The organism is Phocaeicola sp. HCN-6420 (assembly GCF_037890145.1).
Taxonomy (GTDB): Bacteria; Bacteroidota; Bacteroidia; order Bacteroidales; family Bacteroidaceae; genus Phocaeicola.
Window position 1 is genome coordinate 1 of the sequence record NZ_JBBKBJ010000007.1, and the last position, 14,865, is coordinate 14,865.

Annotated in this window: 9 protein-coding genes; 5 read left to right on the top strand and 4 right to left on the bottom strand. The window is 42.4% G+C overall.

The features are described 5' to 3' along the window. The first annotated feature begins 1,008 nt into the window (after positions 1–1,008). The 5 genes from WKT12_RS05905 to WKT12_RS05925 all read left to right on the top strand — a co-directional run bounded on the left by WKT12_RS05905 (position 1,009) and on the right by WKT12_RS05925 (position 9,365). Positions 1,009–4,155 (top strand): SusC/RagA family TonB-linked outer membrane protein, encoded by a 3,147-nt coding sequence (locus tag WKT12_RS05905; RefSeq protein WP_340319119.1) that lies wholly within the window; start codon positions 1,009–1,011, stop codon positions 4,153–4,155. Positions 4,156–4,172: 17 nt separating this feature from the next. Then, on the top strand, positions 4,173–5,696 hold the full coding sequence (locus tag WKT12_RS05910; RefSeq protein WP_021970362.1) for a RagB/SusD family nutrient uptake outer membrane protein: 1,524 nt from the start codon (positions 4,173–4,175) through the stop codon (positions 5,694–5,696). Between the two features lie 11 nt (positions 5,697–5,707). Beyond that, a complete protein-coding gene (locus tag WKT12_RS05915; protein ID WP_340319120.1) occupies positions 5,708–6,577 on the top strand; it encodes a DUF4843 domain-containing protein in 870 nt (289 codons plus the stop codon). A gap of 24 nt (positions 6,578–6,601) precedes the next feature. After that, positions 6,602–8,173, top strand: a complete 1,572-nt coding sequence (locus WKT12_RS05920; protein WP_340319121.1) for a PKD-like family lipoprotein — start codon at positions 6,602–6,604, stop codon at positions 8,171–8,173. A gap of 109 nt (positions 8,174–8,282) precedes the next feature. Further along, a complete protein-coding gene (locus WKT12_RS05925; protein ID WP_021970359.1) occupies positions 8,283–9,365 on the top strand; it encodes a thioredoxin family protein in 1,083 nt (360 codons plus the stop codon). A gap of 370 nt (positions 9,366–9,735) precedes the next feature. On the opposite strand, the gene WKT12_RS05930 is transcribed toward WKT12_RS05925, so the two are convergent. The 4 genes from WKT12_RS05930 to pepT form a co-directional block, all read right to left on the bottom strand. After that, positions 9,736–11,940, bottom strand: coding sequence for a DUF4838 domain-containing protein (locus WKT12_RS05930; protein ID WP_340319122.1), 2,205 nt, complete (start codon positions 11,938–11,940; stop codon positions 9,736–9,738). 112 nt (positions 11,941–12,052) lie between these two features. Continuing rightward, positions 12,053–12,214, bottom strand: a complete 162-nt coding sequence (locus tag WKT12_RS05935) for a hypothetical protein (protein ID WP_340319123.1) — start codon at positions 12,212–12,214, stop codon at positions 12,053–12,055. Between the two features lie 36 nt (positions 12,215–12,250). After that, positions 12,251–13,342 (bottom strand): glycine cleavage system aminomethyltransferase GcvT, encoded by a 1,092-nt coding sequence (gene gcvT / locus WKT12_RS05940; RefSeq protein WP_021969902.1) that lies wholly within the window; start codon positions 13,340–13,342, stop codon positions 12,251–12,253. 139 nt (positions 13,343–13,481) lie between these two features. Continuing rightward, a complete protein-coding gene (gene pepT / locus WKT12_RS05945) occupies positions 13,482–14,708 on the bottom strand; it encodes a peptidase T (RefSeq protein ID WP_340319124.1) in 1,227 nt (408 codons plus the stop codon). Between the last annotated feature and the right edge of the window lie 157 nt (positions 14,709–14,865).

Genomic DNA, 14,865 nt, shown 5'->3' on the forward strand with positions numbered 1-14,865 from the left:
GAAACCAAAAAATCTATCAAGCCTATCCCAAAAAGGCATGAAAAATATACGGCTGATAGGAATAAATTCTGTCATTAACGGGCAGTCGGATTAAAAAAAACGGATTTTTCCTCCGAAAAAGTCAAGAGAAAAAAACAAAAGAATCCGGGATCTGAATAAGAAAATACGGGAAAGTCCGAAAAGACATGCTGAAATTTCCTCTGCTTTTTGTACAAAAAATATTCTGTTTTGTACAAATTCCTAAAGTTTTTGTACAAAACAAGCCCACGACAACGGGAGAAAAGCCGAAGAAAAAGAAGGCATCTTTCTGAAAAAACAGGAAAGCTATGGGAAACACCGTAAAACCAAGCTTACTCAATCACTTAATAGTATTTATAAATGAGCAACAACCCGACAAAGGAACTTTTCTACAAAACATCCGAATCATACTGATTCAATGAAAAGCCAAACGTCACAGAACAAGATGCTTTGACATTTCAACAAAAAAAAGAGCTTCATTGAAACGCCAAAGCATCCCATCCTCTAATTCCTCATATCAACGGGAATTTAAACTAACCTTTTCCACATTCTTATTACACCTAAAGATGCAACAACTAAATCTACATTTCAATACAATAAACCATCTATAAAGATTAACGAGATAAAGCCCAAAAAGTTCAATGAACTTCCAAAAAAAAATTATAAAAAAGAGCTAAATACTATCTTCTTATTTATAAAAGGAGTAAGAAAGTGACATGAAAGCTAATTATCCTTCCAACAATCAATAAGAACTTAAATACAAATTTTATCTAACTTTTAGGAAAAATATCATTTACAACAAATTGATAAACAGCGCATTAAATATAATTTAGATTTATTCATTCTCGTAAATATTATTACAAATAGAAACTAAAAAATCAAAAGTTGCCGACCAAAATTTATTTTTTTCAAATAAAATCAAGCAAAATATTGGTTAGTTGATATATTTTCTATACGTTTGCACACACAATCTTACAATAACTATCAGCTATGAATTTAAAAAATCATCCTTATTGCTTATCGCAAGCTATTCCACCAATTAAAAACTGGCTGCATGGCAACAAGCTTAATTATTTGGTTTTGGCTGCAAGCATTTTTCCGATAGCCAACACCCAAATACACGCAGCTACTGAAAACACGCCTAACCAAACTATTCAATCGAATCAGAATAGTAAAGTAACTTATCAAGGTACTGTCATCGATGAAACCGGTAATCCCCTACCCGGTGTAAACATTACTTATAAAAACTCAAATGGGATTGGAGTCATTACAGATATCGATGGCAATTTCACCCTTGCCATTCCCCAAAACGTACATTCGCTTATTTTCTCATATGTAGGAATGAAAACGCAAACGGTACGTGTTAACAATCCTTCTGAAAAGGTCAAAGTACGTATGGAGCCCGATGCCGTAGCTATTCAGGAAACCGTTATTACCGGTATCTATACCCGAAAAGCTGAGAGTTTTACCGGATCTATGGCTACTTATTCGGAAAAAGAACTGAAAACAGTCGGCAACCAGAACGTGCTGCAAAGCTTGAAAGTTCTTGATCCGTCGTTCATTGTGCTGGAAAACAACCTTGCCGGATCTGACCCGAACGCCACCATGAACCTGAACATTGGAGGTAACACTAATATAGTTGGACTGGAAACTGAATATACCACCAACCCGAACCAACCACTTTTCATCCTGGATGGATTTGAAACAACTCTGTCGACCATTACCGACTTGAGCATGGACCGAGTTGCAAGTATTACCATCCTGAAGGATGCCGCATCTACTGCCATCTACGGTGCGAAGGCTGCCAACGGTGTAGTAGTAGTGGAAACAAAAAAACCGGAAGCCGGAAGATTGCAATTCAACTACAACGGCAACTTTGGTATAGAATGGGCCGACCTGACCGACTACAACCTGATGAACTCTTCAGAGAAGCTTCAGTATGAAAAGCTCGCCGGATATTACGGATCATTGGACGACAACGGAAACATCATCGATGAATATTACCAGAATCTATACAACCAGCGTATGTTGAGAACCAAACAAGGCATCGACTCTTACTGGTTGAACGAACCGCTGCAAACCGGTTTTACCCAAAGCCACAACATCTTTGCCGAAGGTGGTGATGCAGCTTTCCGCTATGGTATTGGTATGACCTACACACAAACTCAAGGTGTCATGAAAAATTCTAACCGTGACGTCTTGAATGGAAACGTACAGTTGACATACCGTATCGATAAATTCGCGTTTACAAACCAGACCAATATCACAAATACCGATGTAGAAAACCCGACGGTTTCATTCAGTGATTTTGCACGTACCAATCCGTTCTACGACAAATACAATGAATACGGAGAAATAGAACAGGTTATCGAAGAAATCAAATCGCCTACAGGTGGTACACAATATATAACCAACCCATTATGGGACTTGAACCAGAAGAGTTACGACAAGAATAACCAGTTGTCGTTTACCAATAACTTCCAGATAGAATACCGTCCGTTGCCAGAATTACGTATTCGAGGCAAACTGGGCCTCATCGTAGGACGATACAATTCTAAACAGTTCGATTCTCCGGAAATGAGCAAGTATCTGACAACCGATGAGTTGAAACGAGGTAGTTATACCGAATCGAACACCAAATCGTCTTCATACGATGGAAGTCTCGACGTATCATACGGAAAGACGTTCGGCAAACATACCGTAAACGCCATTGGTGGTATGCAGATTAGTGAAAACAACTCCAATCTGTCTATGTTCCAGGCAATCGGATATTCCAGCGACTTGTTCTCAAACCCCAACTTCGCCAATGGTTATCCGGAAGGTGGAAGACCGAGTTCTTCGATTGCAAAATCGAGAACAGCCAGCTACTATGCTAACTTCAACTACGGTTACCAGTTGAGATACCTGGTAGATTTCAACTTACGTACCGATGGCTCTTCTGTATATGGAGTAAACAATCCCTTCTCTACAACCTGGTCGTTAGGTCTGGGATGGAACATCCACAACGAAGATTTCTTCAATAAGAACGGCGTTCTCAATTATCTGAAACTGAGATACTCTATCGGTAACCCGGGAAATGCGAACCTGGATGCCAAGATGGCTAACAGTATCTATACATACTACACACAGTATCCAAACATGTTCGGTCTGGCAGCCCTGATCAGTTCATGGGGAAACAGTGGGTTGAAATGGCAGCGTACTAATGAAAACAACGTGGGTATCGACATTGAAATGTTCCACAACCGTCTGCGTCTGAGCACCGATTTCTTTATTAAGAAAACCGACCCGTTGTTGCTGAGCATCGACTTCCCGCCTTCTACCGGTATTTCACAAGTACCGATGAACATCGGAGCCATGAAAAATGTTGGTACTACTTTCACCGGAAGTTATATCATCATCCGTAAACCGGATATGAACTGGACGGTCAATGCCAACTTGCGTCACATCCGCACAACTTATTACAACATTGGCGACTTGCTGGAAAAATACAATGAAAAAGGACGTACCAACCAGACCCTGACACGATACTATGACGGAGCCAGCAACACAGCCCTCTACGCTGTCCGCTCGGCAGGTATCGACCCGATGACCGGTAATGAAATCTTTATCCGCAAAGACGGTTCGTATACCTTCAAGTGGGATTCGGCCGACGAAGTTATCTGCGGAGATTCTACTCCAGATATTGAAGGAGCATTCGGTACAAGCTTCTACTGGAAAGGCTTCTCTGTCAATGCCATTTTCAGTTACCGCTACGGAGGACAAGCCTTCCTTTCTACCCTCTTCAACAAAGTAGAAAACATCAGCGACGTACAGGTAAAGTACAATCAGGACAAACGTGCACTGTACGACAGATGGCAAAAGCCGGGAGATATTGCCAAGTTTAAACGTATTGATGATACAAGTACCACCAACATGTCATCACGCTTCATTGCCGATGACAATACACTGGAACTCTCTACCGTATCTGTAGGTTACGAAACTACAGCCGGAAAATGGTTACAGTCTATCGGTGCCTCATCATTCAACGTACGTATATACGGTAATAGCCTGTTCCGCCTGTCAACAATCAAGGAAGAACGAGGTATCGATTATCCGTTCTCCAGAAAGATTTCAGCCTCTGTCGGCATCCGTTTCTAATTATAAAAACTACCATTATGAAAATAAAGAACTTACTGAAAAACCTACTAATAATAACAGCTATCAGCTTCACCACTTCCTCGTGTGCCGACTGGTTGAAAGTGGATATGGAAGATGGTATCATGGAAGACAAGCTGTATAGCGAAAATGAGGGATTCTTTACCGTACTGAACGGTATATACAGCAGCATGAACGAAACTTACGGCTCTACCCTGTCGATGGGAGTGATTGATGTCATGGCACAATATTACAATGTACCTGCCAACGGTACACATCCCTATAAAGTATATGCCAACTACGACTATCAGGATGATTCATTCGAAAGTACTTCCAGTTCGCTCTGGGAAAAGACGTACAAAATGATAGCCAACATCAACGTACTGATAGATCATTGTGATGCTCCGGAGACTGCTCTTTCTTCACGTTACTACCCGATTGTGAAAGGAGAAGCACTTGCCCTGCGTGCCATGTTGCACTTCGATTTACTCAGACTGTATGGTCCTATTTACTCATCTTCAACAGAATCGAGCCAGGCTATCCCCTATCTGGATATTCCCAACAACAAAGACATCATGCCCATTCTCTCAGCCAAGGAAGTATGCGACAAGATTCTGAAAGACTTAAAAGATGCATCCGATTTGCTGAAAGATGATCCGATTCGTACAGAAGGTGTACAGGCCGACGACTCGGACGAACAATCGACCAACAATCAGGAAAATCCTACCTTCCTCCGCAACCGCCAGTACCGACTGAATTACTATGCCGTACAAGGATTACTGGCCCGCCTTTACATGTGGATGGGAAACAAGACCGAGGCCTATAACTGCGCAAGCCAACTGCTGGATGAGATTACGCTTAATCAAACATTTCCATGGGTAACCAGAGCGGCAGCGACCTCTACTTCCGCCCCCGACAGAGTATTCTCTACCGAGGTAATGTTCGGTCTTTACAACACCAGTCGCGGAACCTTGTTCGACGGACTGTTCTCACAGAGCCTGGAAGGTGATGCTCTCACTTTTGTAGGAGGCTTGTCGGGAGATGACTCCAAACTGGCTCAGTTCTACGGAACAAACAGCAGCAGTGACTACCGCCGCAAAATGTGGGAAGAAGTAGTAACCAGTACCGACAGCGAAGGAGAAGAAGGAGGCGTAAGTACAAGTATCACCTATTCACTGAAATACGAACAGGTTACTACCGATTCCTATTTCAAGTCGATGATTCCACTTATGCGTATCAGCGAAATGTACCTGATCGTAGCCGAATGTACCGACGACTTGCAAGAAGCACAGGATGCTCTGCACCAGATTCGCTGGAACCGTAACCTGACTACGGACGAAGAAGTAACTGCCGACAATAAAGAACAACTGATTACAGATGAGTTTGCACGTGAAGTCATCGGCGAAGGACAATTGTTCTTCTACTACAAGCGTCACGCTATGGAAGAATTTGCATCCGGTACCGATGTTACAACTACCTACAAAATGCTACTTTCCAATTATGTAGTACCTCTGCCTAAGAGCGAAACAGATAACAGACAATAAAATTTTATCGTATGAAAAAGCTATTGATTTATATATACATACTGGCATTTGCCGCATCTTTCACTTCTTGTGAAAAAGAAATCATGGACTACGAGGGAGTGGACGGACTGTATTTTGATGTACGCTGGGGGGAAGACTTCCGATCTCCCGACCAATGGGCACACCAATATTATACCCCAGTAGAATTTGGTGCAATGACTGCCAATACTTATACCGTACAATTGCGAGTAGCCACCAGTGGTACAATTAAGGATTACGACCGCCCATTCAGCATTACCATCGGCAAAGACAGTACCGATGCTGTAGCAGGAAGAGATTATGTAGATTTTCCTAAAGACTACGTCATCAAAGCAGGAGAACAATATGCCTATATAGACATAACCTTCAACCGTACTCCGGAAATGGTAGATGATACACTCACATTGCAGCTAAAGTTACAACCCAATGAGTACTTCGCATGCCCATTTACCAACTACGTGGATAATACGAAGTATGACCTTCCGGAAACTCAGTACGGTTACAACAATGACGCAACTTACCATAAAGTAATTATCAACGACGTAATGGTACAACCTGATGGATGGTGGGGCCAGAACGGCTTAGGAAGTTTCGGCAGCTTCTCACGTAAGAAATGGTTACTAATGATGGAAGTTTCAAATACCACCGTAGAAGATTATGCCGATAAGAACATCATGCCGATGGGACGAGCAGGAGCCATAGCTGAATCTCTTGCCCGGTACTTGCTGGAACAAGCGAAAAAAGGAAGAGAATATGCCGTTCTCGAAGACGACGGTACCATGATGCACTGTCCTACCGTCAACACCATAGACCCTAACGCATGGAAATACGGCGATACTCCAGACGATTACTATAACAAATAATAATTATAAAAATAGGATTTTACTATGAAGCTAACTCATATATTATATCCAGCCATGTTCGGCTGCCTTTTCAGTCTCTACTCATGTGTAGAAGACAAAGGCTCGTACGATCATCTTCCGGTAAACGAAATTACCGTTACAGGTACAGAAAAAACATATTCTGTACTGGCTGGTATCACAGAACTGACAATCGAACCGACGATAACCGGAAGTATACTGGGTGATGACGACAGCCAGTACGAATATACCTGGTATGCCTGTCAAAAGGATTTGGGAAGTGACCAGCATACCCATACCGTACTTGGCAATGAGAAAAACCTGAAAACAACCGTAGTCATGAATCCGGGAAGCTACAACCTGTACCTGATTATCAAAGACAATTCCACCGGTATGCAATGGATTATATCAGATATGACACTACAAGTCAGCACCTCACTGACTACCGGTTTCTATGTGTTGGGTGAAAAGGAAGACGGAGTGATTGGAATAGATTTCCTGAGTATGCCTAACAGTGTAGGTGACACTACCATGATACACGATATCTTTACCAATACAGAACAGCTCAAGGGAGCAAAAGACTTGTTGTATACCGGATACATTTCCAACCCGTCCATGCCGGTCAACTTATGGCTGATTACTGAAACCAGTTCTTACAAACTGGAAAACTCTATTCAGGACAAGACCTTATTCGATATCGATCCAACTTACAATGAGGCCTTCACTTTCCCATCTCAGCTCATCAAACATCCGGTGAAAGTACTCGACCAGTTCCCGCATCAAGGAATATATGGAAAAGCATACGATACAAGCAACCGTGGTTTCATAACAGAAGATGGAGTTTTTGCAAGCAGTATCATTTTCGGAGAAATCTTTGCAAGTCCGATTAACCGCTACGATGCATCCACGGCTAAACTCTTCAAGCCCTACCCTCTGGGATTCTGTAATCCTTACGGAAGAATGAGTGCAGTAGTATTCTATGATATGGATTCAGAAAGTTTTGTATACCTGAAAAACATGTATGCTAAATACTGTACCAAGTTGACTGAAACGGCAGGAGCCTTCTCATGGCAACAGACTAATCGTACCATCGTATATGGTGAAAACAATCCGGCATCCAGCTTTGCTCTGATGAAGAGTACGGAAAATAATACGGATTACTATATCTACCAGATGACCATTAGCTATTCAACCGTCAGCAAGACCAATGCATACAGCTTTACTGCTGCCGAAGCTACCGATATTGACAAGGCTACATTCTACAGTTTCTCTTACGAATATCCTATCATGATTTACGTAGCAGGCAACAAACTGTATCAGTTCAATTACGAAAACAAGGTATGCAAAGTCGTAAAAACTTATCCGGGAGAAATCACTTATGCAAGTTTCGAATGGCAATCACGTGGCGAACTTGACCTGGTAGTCTGCACCTACGAAGAAGCAGCAGAAACAGACAAGAGAGGAACAATTTACAAATACACCATGGGACAGGATTTGAACATCGAACCCATTATGACAGGTGTAGCTCTGGATAAAGAATTTGTATATCATACTCCACTGAAGATTAAGAAAATAGAATACCGTAACAGCTCGAGATAACTTAACAATAACAAGAGATTGCCAGAAGACCTATTTCCCCATCGTAGGAATCAACTTCCTGCAATCTCTTTTTCAGAAATAAAATATTATAATTCATCTATTAACTCTTATGAAAAAAACACTTTCATCAATCCTGTTGGGTCTGACACTGGCAACAAGTACCGTAACTGCTCAGACCAACTTCCGCAGCATTGATTTCAACGAAGCAGTAAAACAGTCACAGGCTGAAAATAAACTTGTATTTATCGATTTCTATACAGACTGGTGCGGTCCTTGCCGGAAAATGTCGAAAGAAGTATTTCCACAAAAGCAAGTCGGCGATTACTTTAATTCACAATTTGTCTGCATCAAATTGAATGCCGAAAAAGAAGGAAAAGAACTGGCTCAGCAGTTCGAAGTAAAAGCCTATCCGACCTTTGTCATAGCCGACCAGCAGGGTAAGGCAAAAGTAACTATCACTGGAGCTTTTCCGGCAGATGCATTTGTAGCTAAAGTGAAAAACGAACTGAACCCGGAAATGACTCCCGAACGCATGAAGCAACGCTACGACAGCGGCGAAAGAACTCCTGAACTGGTAGATGCCTATGCCATGTCGTTTATGGAACAGAAAAAGCTGGATGAAGGCTACAAGATAATCGATGATTACTTCAACTCACTAACCGACAAACAAAAGCTTTCTGCCGACAATCTCTTTGTCTTCACACGCTATACGTTCGACGTTTCCGACCCGAAATGTCAATTCTGGACAAAGAATGTTGAAAAGGCAGACAGCAAGACAAAAGAAGCAGCACTGGCTCACCTCCAGAAGCTTTATCACTCGGCGACTTCGACTTATCTTTCGGGCTATATCTTCGCTGAAAATAAATTCAATGAAGCAGACTACCAGCAGCTCAAGCAAGATATCTACTCGCTGAAACTGGACCAGAAATATCCGTTCGCTCCTGTATTCGAACTGATAGAATGCTATGCCAAGGGAGATAAGAAAGCCTATTTCGAAATGGTTAAGCAGAAAAAATCAGAACTCGACTCACAAGATTTCGAACTCATCCTGCTCAACGTCACTCGCTTGTTCCCAGACTCACCGGAACTGATGCCTGAAGTAATCAAGTATATCAGAACTTCACTTCCTGAATTGCGCGGTTCTTCCATCATGATGCTGGGACGTGTACTGATGAACTTGGAAAAGAATTAACAGATTTATCTATCATTTTATTGAGAGAGGTTTTCGCTCCTTGCGAAGCCTCTCTTTTTTTGTATAAGTGACTTAACAAACCGATGTCCAAACATACGGGCATAAAAAAAGGAGTACCGCTGTACTCCAACCTTTGTTAACCTTAAATCTAATACTATGAAAAACACATTGCAAAGATACGGAGTATCTCGTTATTAGCAAATAAATGGCATAGAAAAGTGTGTTTTACAACATAAATTAAGAAAAGATACGCAATCCATAACAGTGTTTTACAATTTTCCAAAGAAAAGACTGAGTTCCCGACTTTAGCATATACTTGCATTCAGGAACTCAGTCTATCAAAAAACAGGAAATAATATGTTTAAAAGCCTTATTTCACCGTTACTTCGTCGATGAAGAACCACGAAGGATGACCTACCCCATAATGCCAATGAGGACAGACTTTTGTCCCCGTTATTTCAACCTTCAGGTACCGTGCCTGCAAAGGAGTATCCGACTCAGCCTTCACCCCTCTGAAAAGTACCTTTCCCGAACGTTCCTCAGGCATATCAATCGTTTTCCATGACTGATAATTTTCGCCATCTGTCGAATAGCTATACGATACGCTCAACGGGAAAAGAACCCATGCACCAATCTGATGCAGAAAATCGGTTTCAATGCTTCTTACATCCTTCACTTCACCCAGGTCGAGTACAAAAGATCCGTCTGTACCTTCCCAGCCAATCCAGCTTTCTACGAACCCAGCACCTCCAAACAATCCGTCGGTTAATGCTGTTTCACCTAATTTCTCGTAACGCTCGTGAGGACGCTGTAACCAGATGACTTTAGCACCTTTTGCCAAATTGACGTTTTCTTTCGGCAAATAACGCTCACGATACAACTTGCAATAATCCAGTGCATGATTGTTACGCTCGTTCAACATCGGATCGCCCATGCGTTTGGCTTCCTGTTCAAAATAATTTAGTTTTTGCGTTACGGTAGCCAAATCCTTTTCAGTTTCCGTACGCAACAGTTCCAGTTCGGAATAAAGCAACGGCATACGTGCTCTCTTTACCCGCTCCAACAAGACTGCATCACTGCCAACAGCAGCTTCGGCCTCATCAAACAGTTTCTGATAACGCTTCATCAGTGCCGGACGCAACATGCCGTTCTTGTGGGAAACAGGAGAATCGTAAATCCACAGACGCTGTCCGCTGCCCAGCAAAGCACCCTCCATCACCTTTATATAACGATACAAATAATCACCAGCCGCACCGTAATATCCATTCAGGAAATGCTTCATCAACTTGTCTACATCAGCATCGGGATTCCACATTAACTTGGCTACAAGGTAAGCTCTCAATTCCGCAAAATCACCGCACCAGCTACCTGCAATCTGAGAAAAGTGCATTTTCACATGATGGTCGCGGAAAGTACGTATATTATCTTGCAAGATGTGAAAATTAGGGAATGGAGATAAGTAATTATCGAAGTTTATTCCGTAATCCCACACAAAAAGATTGTCTGAAATCTTCGACCAGCCATCGAGTGCCTTCATAAACTGGCGTCCACTGGCATTTTCCGTCAATGAAACTTCACGGTCACAATCAATATCACACAGCATTACCGTCACATTGGGCAAAGGCTTGACATGCTTGGGAGGATTCATGGTATACAAATAAGCAAGTGTCGCAAATTCCTTGTCGGGAAAACGTGTGGCCAGCTTATTCAGAAAATGAATGACAGAACCCGACAAAGCCCCTTCTTCCTCATCTATTTTCCGACAGTTTTCACATGTACAATTCGTATAGTTACCATCATTCTGACTTACACAAATCAGTTTTTTATCAGGATTTGCCTTGAAAATAGAATCAATACGCTGCGATACGATTTCGAAGACTTCCGGATTGCTCAGACACCACTGACTTGCCTTGCCCGGATTTCTCTTCCCATTGAAATATGCATAATATTCAGGATGCTTTTCTCCATAGACTTCTGCCGGAAGCAATTTATCGAACGTGTGTACCCAGTATCCGGCAGCAAATTCTTCCTGAGGTTCTTCCAGCCGGTTCCACCACTTATAGATGGAATCGTTCTTGGTTGCATAGCACTGCGTTTGCCGATAACGGAATGCAGGGTTATCAACTTTTTCAATCAACGGCAAAGATATATTATCCGATTTCTTCAGTGAGTATTCGTTTTCCCCCCAATAATCTACTCCCAAATAATCTTCAAGCAAAGATACCGCACCATAAACTACTCCATTTGCTTCACCCGAAATTTTCAGGATTCCCCCGGAGGTCGATAAAGCATACCCATCCTCCTTTACTCCGTCTGGTGCTTCGGCTCCGATAAGTATATCGCCTTTCTTCACGACCTTATCCGTTACAATAGGAATATCCGCACCCGAAATACGTCCAACAAACAAGCGCAAAATATTTGCAGCCGTACGATTCTCTCTGGAATCTTGCTGCAAAACGATGACTGATTTAGTTTTCCCACCTTTCACTAAATCAATCTGTGCCTCGGCTTGCAGACAAGCAGAAGCCAGCAAAGCTCCTAAAGCAAACCTTGAAAAATGTCTTAGTGTTTTCATAATAATTTATTGTTATAAAATAGATATAAAAAAGAAGGCGTCAGACCTTGTCATAGGTAACGCCTTCTATGTTGCATCTTATTCGGTCAATTCAAAGTACAAAGAAACATATTTATTTCTTTCCATCCAAACGTTCATTGGGCGACCATACCGTTTCGCCTACCGAATGAGCATCATTTCCATGTCCGGCATAGTCTTTAAAGTTATTGCCAGAACCTTCATCCATCTTCCAGTATGCCTCCAGTCCCTCCGTTGTCGGATCAATAGCATACATATTCTCCTATTTAAATGATAACAGACAATACCACTTTTATACATTCTTCCGGAAAGGTGGTTTCACCACTTTTGCCTTCAGATGCCGTCCACGATTGTCCAGATAAATTTCCGTACCCGGCTTGGCAAATGCAACCTGTACATAACCTAATCCGATACCTATTTTACGAGTAGGCGACATTGTACCCGAAGTAACATGTCCTATTGTATTTCCTTCTGCATCGAGCAATGCATATCCTTGACGAGGAATACCTCTGTCTATCATTTCAAATCCTACCAAACGGCGTGTCACCCCTTCGGCCTTTTGCTTTTCCAAAGCCTGACGATTGGTAAAATTCTTTCCTTCAACAAATTTTGTAATCCATCCCAAGCCAGCTTCAAGCGGCGAGGTAGTATCATCAATATCATTGCCATACAGGCAGAATCCCATCTCCAGGCGAAGCGTGTCACGTGCACCCAGTCCTGCAGGCTTTATGCCATATGCCGCACCCGCTTCGAAAATAGCGTTCCAGATACGGTCTGCATCCTGAGGATAAAAATAGAGTTCGAAACCACCGGCACCCGTATAGCCCGTATTCGATATAATAACATTCGGTACTCCGGCAAAGTCACCTACACGGAATGTATAATAAGGTATTTCGGAAAGGTTCAGAGAAGTAAGTTTCTGCAACGTATCGATAGCCTTTGGTCCTTGAACAGCAAGCTGTGCGATACGGTCGGAAGAATTTTCAAGTTCCGCTCCTACTGTGTTATGACTTACACACCAGTTCCAGTCCTTTTCTATATTGGCAGCATTCACCACCAGCATATACTTGTCAGGCTCATAGTAATACACCAGCAAATCGTCGACAATACCTCCTGTTTCATTCGGGAAGCAAGTGTACTGCACCTTACCCGGGGTAAGTACAGCTGCATTATTCGAAGTAACCTGCTGGATAAACTCAAGAGCATGCGGTCCTTTCACCCAGAATTCTCCCATGTGAGAAACATCGAATACCCCAACCGACTGACAAACCGTATTGTGTTCATCAAGAATACCCGAATACTCGATAGGCATGTTATAACCCGCAAATTCATGCATTTTGGCGCCGAGAGCGATATGCTTCTCGGTAAAAGGAGTAGTTTTCATCAAATAGAATGTTTAAGGTTAATATTTAAATTATCACCACAGATTATACTTCACTCCGCCCGAAAAGTTCATCTCAACCGGTACTGGTTATAACCTGTGGTGAAAGGGGAATATCCCCGTGTGTTTTACTGATCTGTCATCAATATCTTTTTGCTGTCAGTTCGGCTATTTTGACTACCACGTTCATAGCCTTTTCGATAGACTGAATGGGAACAAATTCGTAACGACCGTGGAAATTCAGTCCGCCGGCAAAAATATTCGGACAGGGCAGCCCCTTGAATGACAACTGCGCTCCGTCTGTTCCTCCGCGGATAGCCTTCACTTTCGGCTCTACACCAGCTTCCTGCATGGCAGCAAAGGCAATGTCGATAATGTGCATCAACGGTTCTACCTGCTGGCGCATGTTATAATACTGATCCTTTATGTCGACCTTAATTGTACCCTCGCCGTATTTCTTGTTTATTTTTTCGGCACATCCCTGCATAAAAATCTTGCGTGCTTCGAACTTCTGACGGTCGTGGTCGCGGATAATATATGAAACGGTAGCCTGTTCTACTTCACCTTCCATACCAATCAGATGATAGAACCCTTCATAACCTTCGGTCGTAGCAGGAGTTTCGTTTGCCGGCAACATACCCACAAATTCATTGGCTACGAGCAAAGCATTGATCATCTTGTTCTTGGCATACCCGGGATGTACATTTCTTCCCTTTACATGTATCTTGGCAGAAGCCGCATTGAAGTTTTCGAACTCCAGTTCTCCTACTTCGCCTCCGTCCATCGTATACGCCCACTTGCAACCGAATTTCTCTACATCGAACTTATGCGCGCCCAGTCCGATTTCCTCATCCGGATTGAATCCGACACGGATTTTTCCATGCTCTATTTCAGGATGCTCCTTCAAGTAAGCCATAGCAGCTACAATTTCTGCAATACCCGCCTTATCATCGGCTCCCAGCAAGGTGTGGCCGTCGGTCACAATCAAATCCTCTCCTACATGATCCAGCAGTTCGGGAAACTGCTTCGGAGAAAGAATGATACCTTCTTCCTTGCACAGAGGAATATCTTCGCCTCCATAATTACGGACAATATTGGGATTCACGTTCTTTCCCGACATATCAGGACTGGTATCCATATGAGCTATAAATCCGATAGTGGGTATATCTCGATTCACATTGGCAGGAAGAGTTGCAAACAAATAACCGTTGTCATCCAGCGAAATATCTTCCAGCCCCAGAGCTTCCAGCTCGGTTTTCAGATACTTGGCAAACACCATTTGTTTCGGTGTACTGGGAGTAACACCGGTTGACTCGTCAGACTGCGTGTCGAAAGTTACATACTTCAAAAAACGTTCTATTACTGTCATATATTCTTTCGTTGTTAATGATTCTTTTGTGTAAAAATAGGAAATAGCTTCCGAACAGCCAAACACATTACCATTTTTTAGGCCTAATTTATAATCGGTATGTGGTATTTAGCACAAAGCCGTTAAAAACACATAGCATACCACAAACTCTTATAAA

Bases quoted from the DNA above. Each gene is read 5' to 3' on its own strand.
- WKT12_RS05905 (WP_340319119.1), top strand. From the start codon at position 1,009: ATGAATTTAAAAAATCATCCTTATTGCTTATCGCAAGCTATTCCACCA.
- WKT12_RS05910 (WP_021970362.1), top strand. From the start codon at position 4,173: ATGAAAATAAAGAACTTACTGAAAAACCTACTAATAATAACAGCTATC.
- WKT12_RS05915 (WP_340319120.1), top strand. From the start codon at position 5,708: ATGAAAAAGCTATTGATTTATATATACATACTGGCATTTGCCGCATCT.
- WKT12_RS05920 (WP_340319121.1), top strand. From the start codon at position 6,602: ATGAAGCTAACTCATATATTATATCCAGCCATGTTCGGCTGCCTTTTC.
- WKT12_RS05925 (WP_021970359.1), top strand. From the start codon at position 8,283: ATGAAAAAAACACTTTCATCAATCCTGTTGGGTCTGACACTGGCAACA.
- WKT12_RS05930 (WP_340319122.1), bottom strand. From the start codon at position 11,940: ATGAAAACACTAAGACATTTTTCAAGGTTTGCTTTAGGAGCTTTGCTG.
- WKT12_RS05935 (WP_340319123.1), bottom strand. From the start codon at position 12,214: ATGTATGCTATTGATCCGACAACGGAGGGACTGGAGGCATACTGGAAG.
- gcvT (WP_021969902.1), bottom strand. From the start codon at position 13,342: ATGAAAACTACTCCTTTTACCGAGAAGCATATCGCTCTCGGCGCCAAA.
- pepT (WP_340319124.1), bottom strand. From the start codon at position 14,708: ATGACAGTAATAGAACGTTTTTTGAAGTATGTAACTTTCGACACGCAG.